Source organism: Methylobacterium sp. WL18 (genome assembly GCF_008040015.1).
Taxonomy (GTDB): Bacteria; Pseudomonadota; Alphaproteobacteria; order Rhizobiales; family Beijerinckiaceae; genus Methylobacterium; species Methylobacterium mesophilicum.
This window is the reverse complement of sequence record NZ_VRVD01000009.1, coordinates 17,901-38,387: the sequence shown is the minus strand read 5'-3', so window position 1 is coordinate 38,387 and position 20,487 is coordinate 17,901. Positions and strand designations below refer to the sequence as shown.

Below are 20,487 nucleotides of genomic sequence, written 5' to 3'. Positions count from 1 at the left end.
TCGCCTGGCCGGGGAGGGCGGCACGCTGCTGATCGCCGCCTGCCCGATCCCCGGCAACGGGGTGCTGCTGCGCGTCATCGACCCCGCCGCCGCCCCGCTGCCGGACCCGGGGGTGCTGCAGGACCTGTTCGGCTTCACGCCGGCCGAGGCGGCGCTCGCCACCGACATCCTGGCCGGGCACGACCTCGCGGCGAGCGCGGCCCGGCGCCGGATCACCCTGCACACGGCGCGCGCACATCTGCGCCGCCTGTTCGAGAAGACCGGCACCAACCGGCAGGCCGAGCTGATGCGCCTGCTCCTGCTGTGCCCGCTCCCCGTCCCGGCCACAGCGGAAGCGTATCCGCAGCCGAATCGATTTTCAACGCAGCATTACTCAAATGAGTGATGCGCTTAAATTAGAATAAAACGACGCTCACATCCGTCGAATATCGACATCACATCAATATTCACGGCGGAAGAGAGCGCGACATGCTCGTCTCGATCTTGAGATCCATCCAGGCCCGGCGCGCGGCTGCGCGGACCTACCGCGTCCTCTCGGCGCTCGACGACGACGCGCTGTGCGATATCGGTCTGGACCGACGCACCCTGCGCGCGTTCTGCGACGCCGGCTGCAGCCACCCGGCAGCACCGGGTATAAGAACAAGTCGGGCGCTAGTTGTGATGCAGTCTGCAATGCTCAGACCGAACCTCGGCTGACAGCTCCTTGCGCGACAAGCGGTACAGCAACCTTCAATAGTGGGAGCTCGGTCCGATCGATCAAACGCCGAGCTTTCATTCACCGTCGCCGCGTACCATTGAGCGATGCTAGATATTAGATTTTACCTCGAACCCATTTGCGAACCGATCCCACAGATCATCAGGCATCGCTGAAGCGTTCCATTGAGCAAGCTTGCCCTGATTATCAAGATAATAAAACGTCCGATCAATGACGTTAACCGCAATTCCGCGCGGACGGAGGTTTTCGGGATCGGGCGCGGATCCGGACTCTGTTCCCCTATAGAAACGAACAAGCGTCATCTGCTCACCGAGGTTGCGTAGCCACGAGTCCATTCGATACCCTCGTCAAACCGCATGAAAAGCTTCAAATAACCAACATCTAAGACATCGACATAGAGATAGACCGCCCTAATTATCCGAGAGAAGGTATTATCAAAGCAGCTCTGTCCGCCAAGTAACATTCGATCGAATTACTTTAGCTGGCACGCCCGCGGCCATGACATTGGCTGGAAACGTTCCACGCACCAGAGAATGAGCACCGATGAAAGATCCATCGCCGATCGTCGTGCCTTTCAAAACCGTCGATCTCGCGCCGATCCAAACGCGATGACCAAACATGATTGGCCGCGCGGGATTGATACGGGCACCGGTCTCCAGATCTATCACTGAATGCATATCACTAACGGAAACGGTAACCTCATCTGCAATAAGACAGTTATGTCCGAAAGTAATCTCCGCAGCCTCATGGGTGGATATCTGAGCATTACCAACGAACGATGTAAATTCAGCTACGATCAATTTTGTTGGAGCAACGATATGCATTCTAGCCTTGGCTAAACGAACATGATCGCCGATATGAACAACGGCATCTGAACCACAATGAAGATAGATATCGTCGCTGTTGGAGTTCTTTCCGATAATCACATGACTATTATCGCGCTCAAAAAAAATCGTTCCATTTTGACTGTCAAGAAAATCGTCCGACGTATCGATTTGATTATTGTGACCAAGGTCAACGATCTTGATTGGCATGCTCGTTCGATCTCATCTTATAGAAGCAGGCGTGAGCCACATCGATGACACTGTCCCGAGGGACCGAGCGCTAGAATCTACCGATGGCCGCGCCAATATCGCATCCGTTCGTGAGCCTTGTCCATCCGACACCGCTTCACCGGACCGCATAGCCGTTCCCCCTCGACGCGTTTGGCTCGCTACCGTAAAGACACCCCTACGGCGAGACAAAAGCTCGGATCGCACCATTCCACGGACGCAGACCTATCCGCGAAAGCGATCGCGTTTGTGGTAAGAGGTTTGCCCCCCCCAAACACCTGAGTTCCTAATTGTTGACTGGGCTTAAGGTGGAAAGGCACGGAACGCACATTGATGTCAGCGGGACCCGTTTACCGTCAAAATCTAATCGACCTTACGCAAGGAAGGTCATGGCTGGCCGCCAATCAGGACGGCACCTTGTGGTCCGAAATAAGCGCAACCACTTTTTGGTTGCAAATCGATCTCGGCGTACGTTTTCCCATCCATTCCATTCAAATCGATCTGCCGAACCGGATTGTTGGACAATCGGCGTTTAACGATGACGTCACTTTCTCGGAAGACGGTGAGACCTGGTCGCAGCCAGACATCGTCCCGCAGCCCGAGGGTGAGGATGGCGCGCTGTCGATCCGGGTCAATCCAGGGGAGACAAGTTGGACGCGCTATATACGGCTGGCGGTCGGGAACCTAAGGCAGAACGCGGGCAGTATTTCTCAGGTCTGGTGTGAGCGCTCGAGTTTCGACTTAATCGCACTGCGCAGACTCCTCGACGCCGATTTTGACATCGTGTCTGAACGGCCAGGTCTCGATGTGTACAGAGCTTATAGGTTACTAAGCAACCCGAACCAGAAAGGCTTGTCGCTCGTCGGCATCGATCTATACGAGAATGGAGCTTTCGGCAACTTTATAATTCAATGCCTATTAGCCATCGGCATCTGCCGAGCACTCAATCTCAAATACATTAAACTTTCGATTATGGACAGGAGTGAAGTTTTAGATCTAACTCAGCCCCGCGATATCGGCGGCATCACCTTCATACCATCGAAAGATGCACTTCCCGACGACGGCTATTTTTTATCGGGAATGTTCTTCGATGTCAAAGTTCAAAAACTATCACGCGATCTTGAGCAGAAAGAATCGCGCCATATCATCACAAACTATATTCACCCGCTGTTCAATCGTCTGCCGCCTAGGTTTTTAGAGAAGCCGAGCGATCAACTGTTGATCCATATTCGGTCCGGCGACATATTTAGCACGTGGGTTGCGCCTCATTACCCCCAACCGCCCCTGGCGTTCTACAAACTCGTAATTCAGCGCCTTCTTGCAGAACGACGTATTTCGTCCATTAAAATGGTTTTTGAAAACCGCCTCAATCCAGTCATTGCAGCGTTGGAGTCGTACATCTCCGAGATCAATATCCCCCTTACAACACAGAGCGGAACACTGGCAGACGACGTGGCGGCATTGGCGAATGGTCGCTATTTAGTGTTCGGACTCGGCACATTCGGCCCGGGGGTTTGTCATCTCTCCGAGCGCGTAGAACAAGTGTTCTTTTTCGCTTCTGGATGGCCGCAACATTTCCGAGGAATTCCAACCATCGGCAAGATCGTCGAAGTCCTTGATGTGGCCGGAGAGTACACCAAAGTTGGAGAATGGGACAATTCACCATCGCGGCGGAAACTGATGATCGATTATAAAATTGAGAACCTCGCGTTTGACGATCAAGTCAAATGAGCAACACCTAAGCCTTCTGGTGCCGCATCGCCGCAAACTTACTTCACCGGGTCATTTTTGTTTGACTAAAGTAGAACGAGGCTTCAAGAAATTCTATCTGTGGTATCACCTGCTTATTAAACAAATAAGCGCGGGATTGATTGCGCATTGTAAGCCTCACTCCTCGAGTGGCTTCAAGCTCGAAACACCGACAAATGGAGGGGGCTTCCATCAATTTCGCAAAGAAGAAATACCAGCCAATATCTCTGTTCTGAGATGCAAATCTTTTATTTCATTGGCATCTGCCGAAAGCTCTGGCTCGAGCATCAGGGCAGTTAGGTTACCGCGGAACAGGTTCCACCCGATCGCTGATCTTGAGACGGTATATGTATGAACGCACCCCTCAAATAAAACCGTACGCAGCATTCGATGTGGCAATAACCTCTGTTTGTATAAATTAAGCTCGGGTGAATTCCCGCTAAAAACATCGGCGGTTTTTTTATCAATGTTTAAAATCGTGTTGGCAGCCGGACGATCGCACAGGATGTATCGGTCGCCAACCCCTTCGACAACTTGGGCATAAAAATCTTCATCCACGACCGCCCAATTCGTTTGACCGTCCATCTGTCGGAATACCGATGCGATCGAACCGCTGAGATCGCACAAATCTGGCCGAATAAACAGCACGTGTGTGACAACGCCCTGCTCTCGGTCGACATCTGCCAATATGTCCCGAACGGCACCAATCCTCGTGATCATGCGCCCTTGATTCAGGAGGTGCGTATCCGCATCGCACGAGCTTGATATGTCGCCGCCCAGAGCCGACATGAATTCACACTCATCTGAGACAGTCGTGTAAACCTCGTTAACCAGCATTGACTTCAAATGCCCAAAATCCACCTCGCTCTTGGAATCGTTGCTCTCCAAGATCTTGCGCACTACACGAGGACAAATAACAGCGACGTCAGATAAAGTACAACAACCGTAGTCTTTCAAAGCGCGCAACACGACACCGGGTAGAAATCCCGCAATCGTATCAATGTGATCGTTTAAAAGAAATATTTTCGCGCCGGTTCTTTTCCATGTCGAAATACCGAAAGTGATTTTTACGTCGACATCGTCCTCTTCGAAATCTCTCAGGACCCATTCTGATATGGCTGAAAGTGTCGCGTCGGCAAAGCGCATCTGTCCGAAAAACGCGACTAATAGATGTTTTCGATTTTTAATGCCGCTTGGAAAAGATGGCGCCGATCTGGCATGTTTGTCGAGCCTTGTTTTTATTTCCAGAGCTTGAAGCGCCGTGTCTTTCCATATCCAATCAATGCGCAGATTCAACGAGCCGAACGGCTCGAAGTTTTGTGGCGGAGAGGTACTAAATGAAACATCCTGTGGCGCTGCCATCGCTTTAATATACAGCGGATGAGTGGCTGCATCTAATTGTTGCTTATAACTTTTCTCCAATCGCTTTGCCTGCGCGCCAAAGCCGAAGGATGTAAGGAAAAAATACGTTACAGCAAAACACTCTACGGATTTATCGAATGTGACCTGGGATAGGGCGTCCGCAACAACTGAGAGCTCAATGCTAAGTGCGTGCTGGTTTGAAAGCGCATACAAAACCGAATAGAGAACGTTCGGATCGGTCTCGACACTCACATATGCAATGAAATCATCCAAACAAAAATCCGTGTAGTATTCAGGCAGCTCTACGATGCACTTTATCGTGCATATCCTCCAGATGTCTAATAAAACGAGGTCATGACGGATTTTCGTAAATTCAATATCTCTATACAAATTTAAAGAGAATAAGCTTGACCCGGATTTGCCGAGATAAAAAAGTCTCATAAGTTTGATGTCTGGTCGAGACTGAGCCGCAAAGGTTGCTCGCTCGAGGAGATGCTCAACAATTTGGACGTTGGTCTCCGGATAGACATTGAGCTTAAGTATCAGCGCAGTAAGATCAGCATTGTCTGGGAATAGGCCATAGATAGCAGCCAGCCGTTCGAGCTCGATTGTGGACAGGCCTTGGCGCAATTGATCTGACAGCATTCGATTGAGTGCCGCAGTAAGCATTCTCGTGAATTGTGGCGGACAGCGCCGCAACGTTACCCTGAGAGTTCTATATCCGATTGGTCGGCGCTTTGATCCACAATACTTAAAGATAGAATCAGCGCAATAATTCGTCAGCCGTGCAGTCGATGCGTTGAGCATGTAATCTGTCGCTCCAGCTATGAGCTTTGAATCTGAGCGTTCAACGCGTGGGCATCTTTAGTTCGACAGGCAGCCGTTAGATCGTGCTGTTTCCCATAGATGAGTGGCCAGAACTTCAGGACGTCGAAACAGCGCCATGGCCCCCCAGTCGCCCAAGCAACTCATTGGCAGATCGCACTCTCCGCTTGTTCGATCAGGTTCGTCGGCACCGGCTTTGAGCGGTTGATCGACCTTTGGCCGCATCTTGAGCTCCGATCTCGAGTGTCGCAGGTGGCACAGCTTTCGACTTAAAGCCGATGCCCAGGAGGATCAGCTATCACACTATGGCTAACCCCGCCTTGGCACAGATTTTGGCAGGGAAGAAGCATACCGCCTACGGAGACTCACGCCGCGGTCTCATCAGCTCACGCAAGCTGCAGATGCGGGCTCGTCCCTACGGTAGCAGCTTCGGTTGTCCGTGGGTCAGGCAGCAGTTCGAGGCATCAAAACGGACGCGCGGCCGATAGCCGGTGTGCCGTCGAACTGGCGCTGCCGCAAGCGCCGCCGCTGGTCAAGCTCCAGAACCTGCTCAGCTTGTGCGAGTTGACCAGATCGCTTATGGCGCCACCGCGCACGGCATTGGCCGCTCACTGAACAAGCTGATAAGACCATGCTGAATATCGTCATACCGATGGCCGGGCGAGGCAGCCGTTTCGCTTCCGTCGGGTACGCTCAACCTAAGCCGTTGATCCCGCTGCACGGTATTCCGATGATAAAGGTTGTGATCGACAACCTGCGACCGAGCCGCCCTCACCGATTCATTTTTATATGCCAGGGCGACCATGTCCGTTCTTACGGCTTAGCGGCGAAGCTCGCGAGTTGGGCTCCCGGCTCCGCTTTGGTCGAGATCGAGTCCGTTACCGAGGGCGCCGCTTGCACAGTCTTGTTGGCCGAAGACTATATCACCAGCGACTCTTTGATGATCGCCAACAGCGATCAGTACATCGACTATAGTATTGATAGTTACTTAGAATACGGTGATGCAAAAAGCTTGGATGGATTGATCATGACTATGACGGCGGACGATCCGAAATGGTCTTTTGTTGGCCTAGGTGACGACGGTTGCGTTACCCGTGTCGTTGAGAAGCAAGTGATTTCAAACGAGGCGACGGTCGGAATTTACAATTTCAGAAACGGAAAAGATTTCGTCACAGCTGCTAGGCGGATGATTGCGGCGGACAAGCGTGTCAATGGAGAGTTTTACGTTGCGCCTGTTTACGAAGAGCTGATCGAAGCTGGATCTGATATCGGGATCGTGAACATCGGGCGTGAGGCGGACGGTATGTATGGTTTGGGCACTCCCGTCGACCTGGAGCTTTTTCTAAGCCTTCCGTTATCGAGAAGGGCTGCTGGATTATGAAAATCCTCAGCCATCGCGGCTGGTGGCTTCAACCGGCCGAGAAAAATTCTGTCCCAGCATTTCAACGGTCGATAGAAGGTGGCTACGGAACCGAAACAGACATTCGCGATCTATTCGGTCAACTCGTCGTCTCCCACGATCCGCCCATGCGAGACGCTCTGCCTTGGGAGCATCTTCTCGATCTCTTCACGGGAACTCGCTTGCCACTCGCGGTTAACGTGAAGGCGGACGGCCTGGGGCCAGCCCTGGCTGATTCGATGCGACAGCGCGATATTCCATGGTTCGCGTTCGATATGTCCGGGCCGGAAGCGTTTCGGTATGCTACGGCCGGCGTACCGTTCTACACACGTCACAGCGATATAGAGCCGGATCCCATCCTGTATCGAGAAGCTTCGGGCGTTTGGCTCGATGGCATGCGGAGTGATTGGTTTGAAGCACCCGTGATCGAGCGCCATCTTATGGCCGGCAAGGCGGTTTGCGTGGTGTCTCCCGAGCTTCACGGACGTGACCCGCGCTTTGTCTGGGATTGGCTGGCGGCGGTTCCTGGCGACGTAACCCTCTGTACGGATTATCCAGATCAAGCTAGTCAGATGATTGATCAATGATTAGGGCTATCATCTTCGATATGGATGGCGTCCTGATCGACGCCCGGGATTGGCATTTCGAAGCGTTAAACCGGGCGTTGCGGCTCTTTGGTATGGAGATCAGCCGTGCGGATCATCTCACCACCTTCGACGGTTTGCCGACGCGCCGGAAACTGGAGCTGCTCACCGCGACCGAGAATCTGCCGAAAGAACTTCATAGCTTTTTGAACAAACTGAAGCAGTCCTACACCCTCGAGATTGTTAACACGCGCTGCCGCCCGACCTTCGCGCACGAATTTGCATTGGCACGCCTCAGGGCTCGCGGCGTCAAGCTCGCTGTGGCTTCCAATTCCGTTCGAGCCTCGGTTGCTGTGATGATGGATAGGGCCAATCTGACCACGCATCTCGAGGTGATGCTATCCAACGAGGATGTCACCAAAGCGAAACCCGATCCCGAAATTTATCATGCTGCCATGCATCGCCTCGACGTTCTGCCGCATGAAACTCTGATCCTCGAAGATAATGACCACGGAATCAGGGCAGCTCGAGCATCGGGCGCGCACCTTCTGATCGTCCAGACTCCGGCCGACGTCACCTTGGCTAATATTGATCGTCGTATTGAAGAGATCCGGACAGCTACGCCATGAATATTTTGATCTTGGCTGCCGGGGAAGATGCACAGAAAGACGATGACCCATACCCGGTTTGGTTGTCAGAGGTAGACGGCCAGCTGATGTTAGAGCGCCAGATGAACGCGCTCGCACCGCTCAACCCCAGCCGTTTTATCGTTTGTGTGCGCGCCGGCGACAATGCTCGACATCACGTCCAAGACATCGTGCGGTTAATTTCTTCAAACTCGAAGATCGTTGAGATAAAGAGGTCTACGGCTGGAGCTGCATGTACCGCCTTGCTCGCCATCGATCACATTCAGCCCGAGGAGGAATTGATCATCGTTAACGCGACCGATCAGATCAACGTAGATTTCGCTGAGGTCGTCGCGGGCTTCCGATCGAGCGGCGCCGATGGTGGCTTGCTCACCTTCGAGTCGTTGCACCCGCGATACTCGTTCGTGCGAACTGACGCTGCCGATCACGTCTTGGAAATCGCAGAAAAGCGTCCGATCAGTCGAAACGCCAATGCTGGCTTCTACTGGCTGCGCCGGGCGGGTGAGTTCTTCGAAGCTCTTCAGACGATGGTACTCAAGGATGCGCATGTGAATGGCCTATTTTACGTCGCCCCCGCCTTGAATGAGCTGATCCTGCGTCAAAAGGTGATACGGACCATCAGCCTCGCACGAGATGCCTATATGCCGATCAAATCGTCGCGGCAGCTCAGCAATTACGAGCAACTCACGGAAAGCGGACCGGCCTAATGAAACATCACCGTCTTGAGAATATGAAGGGTGGCTGGTTCGTTGGGAACTTCACGCCGGTCGTAGTTCAAAGCTCGGCTTTTGAAGTCGGCCTGAAAACGTATCCTGCTGGCGCGCGGGAGAGCAAACATTATCACAAGGTCGCGACTGAATTGACGTTGGTCGTATCTGGTAGGATACGGATGTTCGATCGGATTTGGGAGTCTGGTGACATCATTACAATCGAGCCGGGCGAAGCGACATCGTTCGAAGCATTATCGGACGCAGTTACTGCCGTCGTTAAAATCCCATCCGCCCCCGATGATAAGTTTTTGGTGGACGGTGAGTAATCCTTGCCGCGACCATCACTCGCTTTAATATTCGACCATCCTGTGCTTGAATGAAAGAACGTCTTTTTGTATATCGAAGTAGTTTAATACCTAGATTTTGCTTGGGTTTCGTCTCGATGGAGCGGTTGGAGCGGTGGTATGCCGACATCACCGCTCGGCTTGACGTTCGCCTTGCCCGAGACGCAAAAGTCGGGGAGAAGCCTCCAGCTGCTTTACAGGAGGACCGGTTTGGCCAGGGATGACAAGGCGCCGGAGGCCCTTCGCGTTAACGCCTTTGCGATGCACCGCGCCGAAGTTTTGATGATGCAGCGCCGTCAGTTGCGCCCGCGCCATAAAACTTTGGTCAGTTTCGCTGCGAAGTATCACTACGTCGAAAGCCAGCGTCGCCTGGTAGCCGCGGCGGCGGCCACGGGTGATTTTGATACGATCGAGAGTTGGTCGCCTGACCGATTGCGTGGAACATCGTTCTACCGTCAGCACACGGAGATTCTCGATCGATCACGGGGAGCCGGGAATTGGGCTTGGAAGCCCTACATCATCGCGCAAGCTCTCGAGGCGCGCCGCGACGGCGATTTCCTCGTCTTCAGTGATACCGGCATGCAGGCAGTGGGCGACGACCCTCTTCCGCCGATCGCGCCGCTCCTAACATGGCTCTCGGAGTCCGGACGTCGGGTTGCGGTGGGCGTCCTGCACGGGCGACCACAGCGCGTCTGGACCAAGCGCGACTGCTTCGTGCTCATGGACTGCGACACAGAGCGCTATTGGAACGTCGATCAGATCCAGGCGTCTTGGATCGCCTTCATGGTCGGTCCCGAGACCCGCCACCTCGTCGCTGAGTGGCTGCGCTACGCTAGCGATGCGCGCGTCGTCACCGATATCCCCAATCAGCTTGGCCTCCCGGATCTCGAAGGCTTCATCGACCACCGTTTCGATCAAAGCATCCTGTCGAACTTGATCTACAAGCTTGATCTCGAGATCCCGGCGCTTCGTGAGCCGTCGAAGCGCATCAGAACCCTGGTCGACGAGCTCGAGAGAGATGCCCTGGTTTGGGCGCGCCCCTCTGAGAACTTAGCGCTCGGCAAAACTTGGACCGCCAGCTCAGCCTCGCCGTGGTCTGGCACGACGGGCATTTATGGCGAGCGCACGACTGGCGACCCGTCGTTCTTCTTCCACACAGGCCTGGACCGGAACCCATGGTTCGTGCTCGACCTCGGCACAGTCGAGCGGGTCGCGGAGCTTCGGATCTATAACCGTTGGGGGCAGCCCAGCGAGCGCGCGCAGCTGATGCGGGTCTGGCTGAGTGAAACCGGGCAGGATTACCGCCTCGTCTTCGACGCGGTCGATGCCCATTGTCATCCCGGGTTGCCCCTCCACCTTCGCTTCGACAACGCCTGCTTCCGCTATCTCAAGGTCGATCTCGACGAGGAGCAATATCTCCATCTCGACGGCGTCGAAATCTTCGCAGCTCACTGACGCAGCATGATCGCGACGGCATGAACACGCCGAAATTCGAGACGCCGTTGTTCCCGTTCGGGCCGATCCTGTTCTTCGGCGACTCGGTGACGGCCGGCTGGACGGCGCAGATGCCGCAGGCCTTCTCCGGCCCCCAGACCGTACCGCGCGGGATCGCCGGCCAGACAACCCGGGACATGGCGCGCCGGCTCCGCTCCGAGATCGCCCTCTACGGCGCCCGGGGCCTACACCTGATCTGCGGCCGCGACGACATCCTAAGCGGCGCCCCGGGCGTGTCGCTCGACGGCATCGTGGCCGAGATCCGGGCGATGCTCGCCGACACCCGCGACCTCTACGTGCGCAGCTGGGTCGGCTCGATCCCGCCGGTCGACCCGGCCTCACCCGCCGCTTCCGGGCGGCCCCTCGAAGTCATCGCACAGGTGAACGCGTGGCTGCGCGACCACGTGCACGAATACGGCGCCGGCTTCATCGACCACGATCCCGTGCTGGCAAATGCCGCGGGCGCGCTCAGGCCCGATCTCAGCGACGACGGCGTGCGTTTAAACGCCGCCGGCAACGCCGCGCTCCAAGCCGTGATGCTGGCCGCCCTCACCGCGCCGGGCGTCGACCAGATCTGGGCGCCGCCCGAGAGCGAGGATGCCGCGCGCCGGCGCAAATTCCTGCACCATTTCGGTTATCTCGACTCGAACACCCGCCACCCGAGCCCCTACATCCAGTTCGCCGGCAAGCCGGGGGCGAGCCATTACGGCGTCCCGTTCGACGCCCAGGGCTTCCTCAACGCCACCGCCATCACCGAGCACAAGCCCCCCGGCGAGACCCGGATCTTCGTGGTCGGCGACTCGACCACCATCGACGGCGGCACCCTGGCCAACACCCTGCCGGGGCGCCTCGAGCGGATCCTGCGCGCGGACGGGCTCGCCGCGGCGCGGGTCTACAATTTCGGCGTGATGTCGAGCTGCCTCACGCAGATGACCCATCTGATCTGGTCGCGGCTCGTCGGCTACCGGCCCGACGCGATCGTGGTGATGAGCGGCAGCACCGACCTGTTCCAGCCCTGGACCTACGATCCGCGGCCCGGCTACCCGTACAATGCCTTCATCACCGAGCGGCTCTACGACCACTTCTTCGACACCCACGACCCTCGGGCGCGCGAGGACGGCCTGTCCTACGACGCGCTGGTGACGCTGATCTACGAGGAGCTGAAGCGGCTGCGCGCGGAGGTGGGCTGGCAGACGCCCGGCTGGGAGGACGCGATCGTCCACCATTATCAGCTCGCCGCGCACCGCCTGACCAAGCTGTCCCACGATCACGCCGTGCCGATCGTGAGCGTGCTGCAGCCGACCGTGCTGCGCAAGCGCCACCTCACCGCGGTGGAGCGGAGCGTCGCCTCGGGGGCGTTCCTCGCCTATCTCGACCGCCAGTACGCCAAGCTGGAGGCGTTCACGGCCGGACTCGCAGAGCGGCGGCCCTATCGTAGCACCTTCACGGCGCTCGATCTCAGCGGGATTTTCCGGGACCGGGAGGAGGGGACCTTCTACGACATCGTGCACTATGACGATCCGGCCCGCGAGATCGTCGCTGCGCGGCTGGCGGCCGAGGTGACGCGGGTGCTCGACCGGCCTCACACGCCGTTCGAGCGGGTCCGGCGTTTCCTGGGCGGTGCACAGCGATAGCGCACGATCGGGGACAGCACCGGCGTAGCAATCTTAGCCCCAGAGATATCGTTCAAAAAACGCTTTCATGATTCGGACGAAGACCTATCCGAATCATTTGGACGCTTGCGCTACACGCTTACAAGGCTTCTCACTGAGCCGCGCGAGCGTAGCTTATCCCGCCACGGCGTGCGGTACGACCGAGCTCTCGACCAGCGGGCCGGGGATCGCGGCCTCGGCATCGACCATCAGGCGCGCCTCGTGGCGGCGCATGAACATCCACAGGGCTACGGCACCCAACAGCACGAAGGCCAGGAGCGCGAGGCCCACGGGGCCCATGACGTTCTCAATCGAGCGACCGCACAGATACGCCCCGAAGCCCATGATCGAGGCCCAGGCGACGCCGCCGACGGCGTTGAAGAACATGAAGCGGCGGGCATCGAGCTTGTTCACGCCGGCGAGGACCGCCGCGTAGGCGCGCAGCATCGCGGTGAAGCGGCCGAAGAACACGATCTTCCCGCCGTGCCGGCGGAACAGGTACTGGCCGAGCTTGAGCCGGCCGTGATCGAGGCCGATCATATGACCCTTGCGCAGGAGCAAGGGCAGTCCCCAGCGGCGGCCGACCCAGTAGCCGGCATTGTCGCCGAGGATCGCGGCGGTCGCGGCGATCGCGACCACGAGGGCGATGCTCAGGTTGCCGGTGCTGCCGGCATAGGCCGCCGAGGTGAGAAGGACCGTCTCGCCCGGAAGCGGCAGGCCGGCGCTCTCCAGGGTGATGATGACGAAGATGGCGATGTAGCCGTAATTGGCGATCAGGTCGGCAATGGGCAGATCGTGCAGGAAGGACATGCGGTCTCCTCGCGGATCGGAGACATGCGCTGTCGGTGAGAAACATGGCCTCTCCGAGGCGGCGATGGGATCAAACTTTGCCGATGCGGCGCATCGAGCCGGACGCGATCCTGGCAGCTTGGTGCCGATCAGGTCTGGTACGGTCCCGGGCCGCCGGCTCGGATCTCCACCAAGTAAGCGCGCATCCAAGCGATAGTGCCGACGAGGCCCTCGCGCAGGGCGACGCGGGGCCGCCAGCCGAGTTCGGACCGGATCAGCGCGGTATCGAGGACGTTGGCCGGCACATCAGCCGCACGACTCGGCTTGTAGAGGCAGCGCAGGCGGTGGCGCCCGAAGGCCAGCTCCAGCTCGGCGATGATCTGGTTGACGCTCAAGCCCGCACCGCTGCCGACATTCATCACCTTGTGCGGGCCGTCATACGCGATGGCGCTGAGGAAGGCGTCGCTGACATCGTCGATGTGCAAAAAATCGCGCACGATCTCGCCGGTGCCCCAGACCTCGAGTGGTAGATCGGTGAGCACGCGGTGGATGTAGTTGCCGATCAGGCCCTGATGCTTGTTGCCGAGCTGGAACCGTCCGTACGGGTTGGCGATCCGCAGGATCTGGTACTCGATCCCGTGGAGATGCCGGTACAGATGGAGAGACTTCTCGATCATCAGCTTGCTGATGCCGTAGGCCGAGATCGGGTCGGTCGGCGCCTGTTCCGGGATCGGCGTGGCGTGCGGGATCCCGTAGATCGCACCGCCGGAGGATGCGAACACCACCTTCCTGATCCGAGCTGAGCGGCAGATCTCGAGCAGGTGTAGGGTGGCGATCGGCGCGGCGGCGAGTTCCGCGGAGGGGTCCCGGTTCGAACTCTCCGGGATCGATCCAGCGATGAGATGGAAGACCACGTCTTGCCGCTCGACCGCGTTGGCGATGGCGAGACGGTCGGAGAACTGTCCGGTCACCCGGGCGACGCGCCGGTCGAGGACCTCGGCTTGCGGGTGGCTGCGGCTGAAACAGGTGACTTCGGCGCCCGCTTGCGCGAGGCGGTTGCACAGGTTCAGCCCGAGAAAGCCCGAACCGCCCAGCACGAGGCAGCGAATCCCGGCCAGGGCGGAGATCGGCGAGCCGGATCCGGCGGGATTGAGAGGCGGTCCGTGATGCCCGTCGGCGCCGATCATGGTCGGCGCTCGGTCCCGCCGGGAGTCGGCGCCGACGCAGCTGGCGCTTCAGCCGCGGTCGCCTCGCGCATCGCGATCATGCGCTCGACCAGGGCGACGGCGGTGTCCTGGAGCGTTCGGCGCGTCGGCTCAAGGGGTGCTTTCCCGTAGGCCCGAGCCGCCGCGTAGGCGCTCGCGTAGGCGGTATCCCAGCCGGCGGCGAGGATCAGCGGACCCGCGGCCTCGAGCGCGTCGCGGATGGTGCCCCAGGCGGCCTGCTGTGCGGCATCCCAGGCCGCCGCTCGAACCGCGGAACCGGTCTGCCGCAGGGTTAGATTCGCGACCGCCGCCCGCTTGCGCGCGCGTTTGAGGTGATCGCACAAGCTGGCAAGATCACCGATGGCCTCCAACTCGGGCAGATCAGCGAGTTCGTCCGCCTCGACATTCAGCTTGGCAAGATGAAACCACGCCGGCAGGTGGGTGCGGACGAGCCAATCTGCGACCGTGACCATGCGCCGGCGCTCCAGCGCGTCCGAACCGTGTGTGCCGACCAGGCGCGGGAGCCAGGGGAGGATCAGACCGTCACGCTCAGCCTGAGGCAGGCCGTCGCTCCAAGTACGGATGAACGCCGCGATGTTGGGCGAGGCGCACACAGGTCGATCCGAGATCGGCTCCCCAGCGATGAAGGCGACGGCTTCCATCGCACACATAGCGCCTCCACGTCCCCGATGCATGCCAGCGGCGAGAGTGGTAACTTGAGCGAACCGATCGAGATCGACCGTCGCATGCGGGGTCTCGTCAATGGCAGAGATACTGTCACTCCAGGTCGTCGGGCTCGTACGAAAGAGCGTACCATCGTGACCGCGCCGGACTAAAGTCCGTCGGCACCAAAAAATGCCACCACTCGCCAGCATCGCGCTCGCACACGCTTCGCCGGAGCCGTGGGGCGATTCGGTACGGCTGGCCGATCACGGCACCGAACCACCGTTCAAACCATTCATGTGTCCCCGCGACGAAAGTCACGAGCCGGCGTCAGTGTTCGCGCCTGAACCTTTGTCATCCGAAACCCACGCGAGGAGCGATACGACACTAGGCGGCTCTTTTAACGCGGTGCGTCAGGATGATGGACAGCCAAGGCGCAACCTCGTGCTCAATCTCGATCCGCAATAGCACTTCGAGATGTAGAGCGTATGGGAGGCCGAACTGGAATCCGCACCGCGCCTCTTCCATGGTCGTCGGAAGATCGCCCAGAACCGCGGCGATGACATCTGGCCGATGCATGTTGACGGGATATCGATGGACCTCGCCATCGACTTCCACGATCAGCGTCACTTTCGCGCGGTTGGCCGCAACAACCCACCCGGTAAAGATGACCTGCCCATCCCGGATCTCGGCCCAAACTCGATCCTGCGGCCCCTCGAGGTGAGCTCGAGCGAATGTATCGGGTAGTTCTGCCCCGAGTTCCGCGATCGTGCACCCGACTTCGAACTTTTCAAAGCCCCGACCTTCACCGAAAATTTTGGCAAACTGCCTCTGATACTGACCGATGCGAAGGTTTTTTACGCCTTCATCTAACCCAGACCACTGACCTTTGGTTTGTATCGTGTAGACCGACAGTATCTCGCGCAAGAACGCGATGCGCCCTTTATCCGCGACATGAAGATTCAATAGCCAGTCGGCGCCCGCTTGGCTTTCATAGAATGACGCCGGAACGCGACGGAGGGCTTCGGCACGGTAAAAGCAGCAGGAGAAATTGGCCGTCAGCGGCGAATTGGCCAAAACCGGGAAACTGATGGTGCCCGTCGGGTATCGTCCCTGTTCCCCGTGGGGCTGGTACGCGCCGGTCGTGACATAATGCAACAAAACCCAATTGAAGCACATGTCGAGCGCGCGATCATTGCGCAACATGCGCAGCTGGAGGCCAATCTTTCGATCCGAGATCCAATAGTCGTCGCCCTCGCAGAAGGCGATGAAACGACCAGTACATGCATCGATACAGTCGCGCATATTATGCAACATGCCGAGATTACGGTCGCGCGGTCGCACGATCACGCGATCCGGATAACGGGTCCGATACTCTTCGATGATCTCCGCCGTCCCGTCTGTCGAGCCATCATCACCGACGACGACTTGCAACTTGAACAATCCGCGTTGTCCGAGCACGCTGTCGAGGCACCGCCTGATATAAGAGGCGTGATTGTAGGACGTGACGACCACGCTAACCGTCAGTTGGTCTTCTATCCAATCGCGAAGGGCAACGGCATCGTGAATCGGTGGGGCACCCGCATCGAAGCCCATATCGTTTATAGCGGACGCAGAAATATCGGGATGGTCGCCGATCAGTTGCGCGAGGCGCGTGGGATCTTCCTCATTCAGATACGCCTCCGCCAAGCGACAAAATATGAGCTTCTGAGAAGCTTCGTAATCGGCCGCATAACGCCCGCCGAAATGACCGCGCAACTGACGAAAGAACTCTATCTCCGCTTTGCCGAGCTTCTTGTGCCGCGCAAGTTCGGTTTCAAACGCCGCCCACATCCCGGTGGCATGCTTGCGATACACCGCCATCACGTCCGGAAGGAAGCCGATCCGGCCTACTTCGGCGTGCATGAGGTGGATGTACCAATCTGCGGGCGCGATCCCCACGCCAATCTGCAGCGCCTCGTCGCGTCGATAGCGCCATCTGTAGAACACGCTGTTCGTCTGGATAAAGTTGTGCGCGATCAGATCCGACAGAGACGGGCGCGGATTGGGGTTTTCCGGATAGAATTCCTCGACGCCCGGAATGTCATCATAGACGACCTTGACCGGGTGAAAGCAGACCGTATATTCCGGCCGCTCACGCATGAAGTCGAACTGACGCTGAAGCTTATCGGGATCGGTCCAGTAATCGTCCCCCTCACACAAGGCCACGTATTCGCCGGACGCGCGGGCCAGTAGATCGGCGAGATTCTTATTAACACCGATATTTTCCGGTCGCAGGATCGCGACGAGGTTCGGGTAGCGCGCCGCATACTCCGCGATGATTTCCGCAGTTCCATCCGTCGACCGGTCGTCGCCGACGAGAAGCTCGTAGGTGAAATTTGCGACTTGCGTCAGGATGCTGTCGAGCGTCTGTCGTATGAATCGTACCTGATTGTATGTGATGCACACAACCGACACGGCCGGCTTCGATTCTATTGACGAGCCTTGGGCCTCGACAGTCTCCAGGATCCACGCGGCGAACGGGTTGACGAACGTCTCATCGACCACGTCACTCATCGCGACGTCAAAGTCGGCACGCGGACGCCGACCTAGGCGGGCACCGTATTTGACGTAATGTTCGAGTGGGGAAAGATCGGTCAACCCGACATCGGGGTAGCGCGTGGCATACCAACCGTGGTCGAACAAACCACTGCGATAGATCGTCGAGAAATCGTGCTGCCACGACTCCCAGGACGACGAAGCGGTGGGGGGAGCCGGTGCGGCCTGTCCGGCAGGGTTCTGCATCGATCGTGTCCTTAGCTCGTATCCCGGCGGGCTGCCGCGCTACAGGGCGACGGTTTGCCCGTCCATCGCAGCCGGGCAGGCTGACAGCGCAAAAGCTCCCGAACCGCCCATAAGCCTTTGAGATTTCGCCGACCCTTCGGTGCCGAGACCGCTTCAGACAGAGCGGTATCGCACCATCGATCCGGCGTGCGGAGGCATCTCGACGATCAGAGTGCGCATGGCGGCCGAGCTTCCGCATGGCCGTGGTTATAATAATGCAGAGCCGGATCGGCACCGGCATTCGCCACATCACCGTTGCAGCTGAGATAGAATTGCCGGTCGAACAGGCCCGAGGCCTCGAGCCATTGCAGCATCATCGCTTCCGTGACGACCGGTGCGTGATCCGGCGCCGCGGACGCGGCCTCGCGATAGAGATGTACGAGCTGCGCGATGCGGGCCGCGACATCCTTCGCGGCGGGCCGGCGGACGGACGCGGCGACGACGCTGGATTGCTCTCCGGGCCTCCGCCGCTGGAGATCAGCCTCCGCCATCCGTACCAGGCGCGCGAGCTCGCCCTGCGCCTCGCTCAGCCTGGCTTGCGTGTCACTCAGCGCAGTCCGCAGCGTCTCGACGTCGTCGCTCAAGAACCACTCCGTCTGTAATCTCGTCGCCCTACGACGCTCACCTCAACGCCGCATCGCCGGGGGCTACCGGAACAATCAAATCGGTATGATCCCCTTGCATCCGGGGTGATACGTCTGCCTCTCGCCTCGGTCAACCCTGGGGTGAGCGCGCGATTTGTAAATATCTCAACACGAGATTGACAATATTCGCTTGGTCAAAGTGCGCGCATCATAACTAATACGCTCGTCCAAATTGAGTCGCAGCTCGGCGGAGTTCGAGGCGCCTCTGGCACACTTGCCGCCGGTCGACCACGTGCAGCGCGGCGCGCTCGGCAGCTCAGGCTCGAGAGGTCTCCAAGGGTGACCGCGGCCGATCACCGCCCGCGCATGAACGCGCGCGCTCGATCGAGGAGCTCGAGAAATCCGGCCGTCGTCCAATGCGACGTTGGGGTGTTGTCGTCCGCTCGAACGTCGAGCTGCGACCGGCGTGCGCGCAGATCCCGCGGCGCAATCCCATCGGTTGGGCGAGGTGACCCTTTCGTCCATCGGGCGGACGTCACGGCGAGATGATATCGGGCTTCGGCCAAACCGAAGCGCGGTCTGGAACATTCCTCAACACATTACAGCCCATGCCGATCATGGCACCGGTGCCGACCTTTAATCCCTGGAGAACTTTCGCCAAGGGGCCGACCAAACACGCTTCGCCGATCTGACAGCGACCGCCGATGAAGGCCCCCGGCGAAATCGTCGCGTTATCGCCGATCACCGCATCGTGGCCGACGATCGCAGAGGTGTTGAGCACGCAGAAGCGACCGATCCGCGCGTCGACGCTGACGTTCACACCGTGAGCGACGAACGTCCCCGCGCCGATCGTGGCCCCGTCACATACGAGCGCGCGCGGTGATATCAGCGCCGGGCATGGAATGGAGTGACGGTCGAGCCATGCGATGATCTCGGCGCGCGCCGCGAGCGCTGCGGAACTCACGCCCCCCACCGCCAGTGCTACGCCGACGAATTCCGCCCGATCCGCCAACAATTCGTCGAGGTAGCCGCGGTATCGTCCGACTTGCGCCGTCGGCTGGCTCGAATAGGTCGCTTCTACGGCATAGCCTTTCATCCGCGCGACCTCGGCGATCTCTTTCGAGAATCCCCCGCCGCCGATCAGAGCGAGTCGCTTGGTCCCGTCGGTCACAGCACGGCTCCCCCATCCACGCGCAGGATCTCGCCGGTGACGTAGCGAGCCTGCGGGGATAGCAAGAACGCGACTGCGTCGACCACCGCTTCGACGGTCGCTATACCGACGGGACTGCGCTTATCGAGCTCCTCACGAAAGGCCGGGCTGTAGAGACGGCCGTAAGCCTGCGTCATCTCGGTATCGAGCCAGCCGGGGGCGACCCCGACCGCCCTACGGGGCGCGAGCTCGCGCGCGAGCCCCTTGATCAGCGCGTCGAGCCCCGCCTTCGACGCCGCATACGGTACGATCGCCGGCTCGGGTCGTTGCGCGGCGATCGAGCTGACCGCACAGAACACGCTGTCGCGCGTCGACACCCGGGCGCTGGCGAATGCCGCCCCAAACAGCGTCGGCGCGACGAGGTTGGTGCGGTAGACTCGTTCGACCTCCTCAACGGTGAGGCTGCGCATCGGCTTGATGACCTGGATACCGGCGCAATAGACGAGCCCGGTCAGCAAGCCTCGCTCAGCGACGGCAGCCTCGATCACCCCACCGATCGAGGCCAAGTCCATCACATCGCACGACACGGCTGCCGCACCCGCGGCGGCGAGTTCCGCCAACCGATCCGCGCGGCGCCCCAGGGCCGTCACCTGCACGGTGCCGAGCAAGCGCTCGGCGACCGCCCGGCCGACGCCACTGCTGGCACCGACGACCAGGATATGCCCGCCCGTGTCGGACAC

19 protein-coding genes are annotated in these 20,487 nt (G+C 58.9%); 10 read left to right on the top strand and 9 right to left on the bottom strand.

The genetic code is table 11. The features are described 5' to 3' along the window. Window positions 1-385: helix-turn-helix transcriptional regulator (locus FV228_RS02080; RefSeq protein ID WP_147853079.1), on the top strand; the 385-nt coding region annotated here is incomplete at its 5' end. An 83-nt stretch (window positions 386-468) separates the two neighbouring features. Next, complete coding sequence (locus FV228_RS02075; protein WP_147853078.1) at window positions 469-696, top strand: DUF1127 domain-containing protein; 228 nt, start codon at window positions 469-471, stop codon at window positions 694-696. A gap of 453 nt (window positions 697-1,149) precedes the next feature. Here the strand turns inward: FV228_RS02075 and FV228_RS02070 are convergent, their stop codons facing one another. Continuing rightward, complete coding sequence (locus tag FV228_RS02070; RefSeq protein ID WP_147853077.1) at window positions 1,150-1,749, bottom strand: acyltransferase; 600 nt, start codon at window positions 1,747-1,749, stop codon at window positions 1,150-1,152. A gap of 351 nt (window positions 1,750-2,100) precedes the next feature. Between FV228_RS02070 and FV228_RS02065 the strand changes: the two genes are divergently transcribed. Continuing rightward, window positions 2,101-3,498, top strand: coding sequence for a discoidin domain-containing protein (locus FV228_RS02065; RefSeq protein ID WP_147853076.1), 1,398 nt, complete (start codon window positions 2,101-2,103; stop codon window positions 3,496-3,498). Window positions 3,499-3,708: 210 nt separating this feature from the next. On the opposite strand, the gene FV228_RS02060 is transcribed toward FV228_RS02065, so the two are convergent. Then, window positions 3,709-5,547, bottom strand: a complete 1,839-nt coding sequence (locus tag FV228_RS02060) for a hypothetical protein (RefSeq protein ID WP_147853075.1) — start codon at window positions 5,545-5,547, stop codon at window positions 3,709-3,711. 787 nt (window positions 5,548-6,334) lie between these two features. Here FV228_RS02060 and FV228_RS02055 point away from each other — a divergent pair. The 7 genes from FV228_RS02055 to FV228_RS02025 all read left to right on the top strand — a co-directional run bounded on the left by FV228_RS02055 (window position 6,335) and on the right by FV228_RS02025 (window position 12,515). Then, on the top strand, window positions 6,335-7,084 hold the full coding sequence (locus tag FV228_RS02055; protein ID WP_147853074.1) for a glycosyltransferase family 2 protein: 750 nt from the start codon (window positions 6,335-6,337) through the stop codon (window positions 7,082-7,084). After that, on the top strand, window positions 7,081-7,689 hold the full coding sequence (locus FV228_RS02050; protein WP_147853073.1) for a phosphodiesterase: 609 nt from the start codon (window positions 7,081-7,083) through the stop codon (window positions 7,687-7,689). The genes FV228_RS02055 and FV228_RS02050 overlap by 4 nt, the downstream gene beginning before the upstream one ends. Beyond that, entirely contained in the window at window positions 7,686-8,315 is a 630-nt protein-coding gene (locus FV228_RS02045; RefSeq protein ID WP_147853072.1) for an HAD family phosphatase, read from the top strand. The genes FV228_RS02050 and FV228_RS02045 overlap by 4 nt, the downstream gene beginning before the upstream one ends. Then, window positions 8,312-9,040: a glycosyltransferase family 2 protein gene (locus FV228_RS02040; protein ID WP_147853071.1), complete on the top strand. Its 729-nt coding sequence runs from the start codon at window positions 8,312-8,314 to the stop codon at window positions 9,038-9,040. The genes FV228_RS02045 and FV228_RS02040 overlap by 4 nt, the downstream gene beginning before the upstream one ends. Beyond that, window positions 9,040-9,369 (top strand): hypothetical protein, encoded by a 330-nt coding sequence (locus FV228_RS02035; protein ID WP_147853070.1) that lies wholly within the window; start codon window positions 9,040-9,042, stop codon window positions 9,367-9,369. The genes FV228_RS02040 and FV228_RS02035 overlap by 1 nt, the downstream gene beginning before the upstream one ends. Before the next feature lie 228 nt (window positions 9,370-9,597). Then, window positions 9,598-10,842: a discoidin domain-containing protein gene (locus FV228_RS02030; protein WP_147853069.1), complete on the top strand. Its 1,245-nt coding sequence runs from the start codon at window positions 9,598-9,600 to the stop codon at window positions 10,840-10,842. Between the two features lie 20 nt (window positions 10,843-10,862). Then, window positions 10,863-12,515, top strand: coding sequence for an SGNH/GDSL hydrolase family protein (locus tag FV228_RS02025; protein WP_147853068.1), 1,653 nt, complete (start codon window positions 10,863-10,865; stop codon window positions 12,513-12,515). A 153-nt stretch (window positions 12,516-12,668) separates the two neighbouring features. On the opposite strand, the gene FV228_RS02020 is transcribed toward FV228_RS02025, so the two are convergent. From FV228_RS02020 to FV228_RS01990, 7 genes are all read right to left on the bottom strand, one after another. After that, window positions 12,669-13,343: a DedA family protein gene (locus FV228_RS02020; protein ID WP_147853067.1), complete on the bottom strand. Its 675-nt coding sequence runs from the start codon at window positions 13,341-13,343 to the stop codon at window positions 12,669-12,671. Window positions 13,344-13,471: 128 nt separating this feature from the next. Beyond that, complete coding sequence (locus FV228_RS02015) at window positions 13,472-14,509, bottom strand: NAD-dependent epimerase/dehydratase family protein (RefSeq protein ID WP_147853066.1); 1,038 nt, start codon at window positions 14,507-14,509, stop codon at window positions 13,472-13,474. Then, on the bottom strand, window positions 14,506-15,189 hold the full coding sequence (locus tag FV228_RS02010) for a hypothetical protein (protein WP_246693798.1): 684 nt from the start codon (window positions 15,187-15,189) through the stop codon (window positions 14,506-14,508). The genes FV228_RS02015 and FV228_RS02010 overlap by 4 nt, the downstream gene beginning before the upstream one ends. 388 nt (window positions 15,190-15,577) lie before the next feature. Beyond that, window positions 15,578-17,974, bottom strand: a complete 2,397-nt coding sequence (locus FV228_RS02005; RefSeq protein WP_147853065.1) for a glycosyltransferase — start codon at window positions 17,972-17,974, stop codon at window positions 15,578-15,580. Between the two features lie 206 nt (window positions 17,975-18,180). After that, window positions 18,181-18,597 (bottom strand): hypothetical protein, encoded by a 417-nt coding sequence (locus FV228_RS02000; protein WP_147853064.1) that lies wholly within the window; start codon window positions 18,595-18,597, stop codon window positions 18,181-18,183. A gap of 535 nt (window positions 18,598-19,132) precedes the next feature. Beyond that, window positions 19,133-19,768 (bottom strand): acetyltransferase, encoded by a 636-nt coding sequence (locus FV228_RS01995; protein WP_147853063.1) that lies wholly within the window; start codon window positions 19,766-19,768, stop codon window positions 19,133-19,135. Next, entirely contained in the window at window positions 19,765-20,487 is a 723-nt protein-coding gene (locus tag FV228_RS01990; RefSeq protein ID WP_147853062.1) for an SDR family oxidoreductase, read from the bottom strand. The genes FV228_RS01995 and FV228_RS01990 overlap by 4 nt, the downstream gene beginning before the upstream one ends.

Bases quoted from the DNA above. Each gene is read 5' to 3' on its own strand.
- FV228_RS02075 (WP_147853078.1), top strand. From the start codon at position 469: ATGCTCGTCTCGATCTTGAGATCCATCCAGGCCCGGCGCGCGGCTGCG.
- FV228_RS02025 (WP_147853068.1), top strand. From the start codon at position 10,863: ATGAACACGCCGAAATTCGAGACGCCGTTGTTCCCGTTCGGGCCGATC.
- FV228_RS02005 (WP_147853065.1), bottom strand. From the start codon at position 17,974: ATGCAGAACCCTGCCGGACAGGCCGCACCGGCTCCCCCCACCGCTTCG.
- FV228_RS02015 (WP_147853066.1), bottom strand. From the start codon at position 14,509: ATGATCGGCGCCGACGGGCATCACGGACCGCCTCTCAATCCCGCCGGA.
- FV228_RS02055 (WP_147853074.1), top strand. From the start codon at position 6,335: ATGCTGAATATCGTCATACCGATGGCCGGGCGAGGCAGCCGTTTCGCT.
- FV228_RS02065 (WP_147853076.1), top strand. From the start codon at position 2,101: ATGTCAGCGGGACCCGTTTACCGTCAAAATCTAATCGACCTTACGCAA.
- FV228_RS02045 (WP_147853072.1), top strand. From the start codon at position 7,686: ATGATTAGGGCTATCATCTTCGATATGGATGGCGTCCTGATCGACGCC.
- FV228_RS02040 (WP_147853071.1), top strand. From the start codon at position 8,312: ATGAATATTTTGATCTTGGCTGCCGGGGAAGATGCACAGAAAGACGAT.
- FV228_RS02010 (WP_246693798.1), bottom strand. From the start codon at position 15,189: ATGGAAGCCGTCGCCTTCATCGCTGGGGAGCCGATCTCGGATCGACCT.
- FV228_RS02035 (WP_147853070.1), top strand. From the start codon at position 9,040: ATGAAACATCACCGTCTTGAGAATATGAAGGGTGGCTGGTTCGTTGGG.
- FV228_RS02070 (WP_147853077.1), bottom strand. From the start codon at position 1,749: ATGCCAATCAAGATCGTTGACCTTGGTCACAATAATCAAATCGATACG.
- FV228_RS02050 (WP_147853073.1), top strand. From the start codon at position 7,081: ATGAAAATCCTCAGCCATCGCGGCTGGTGGCTTCAACCGGCCGAGAAA.
- FV228_RS02060 (WP_147853075.1), bottom strand. From the start codon at position 5,547: ATGCTTACTGCGGCACTCAATCGAATGCTGTCAGATCAATTGCGCCAA.
- FV228_RS02020 (WP_147853067.1), bottom strand. From the start codon at position 13,343: ATGTCCTTCCTGCACGATCTGCCCATTGCCGACCTGATCGCCAATTAC.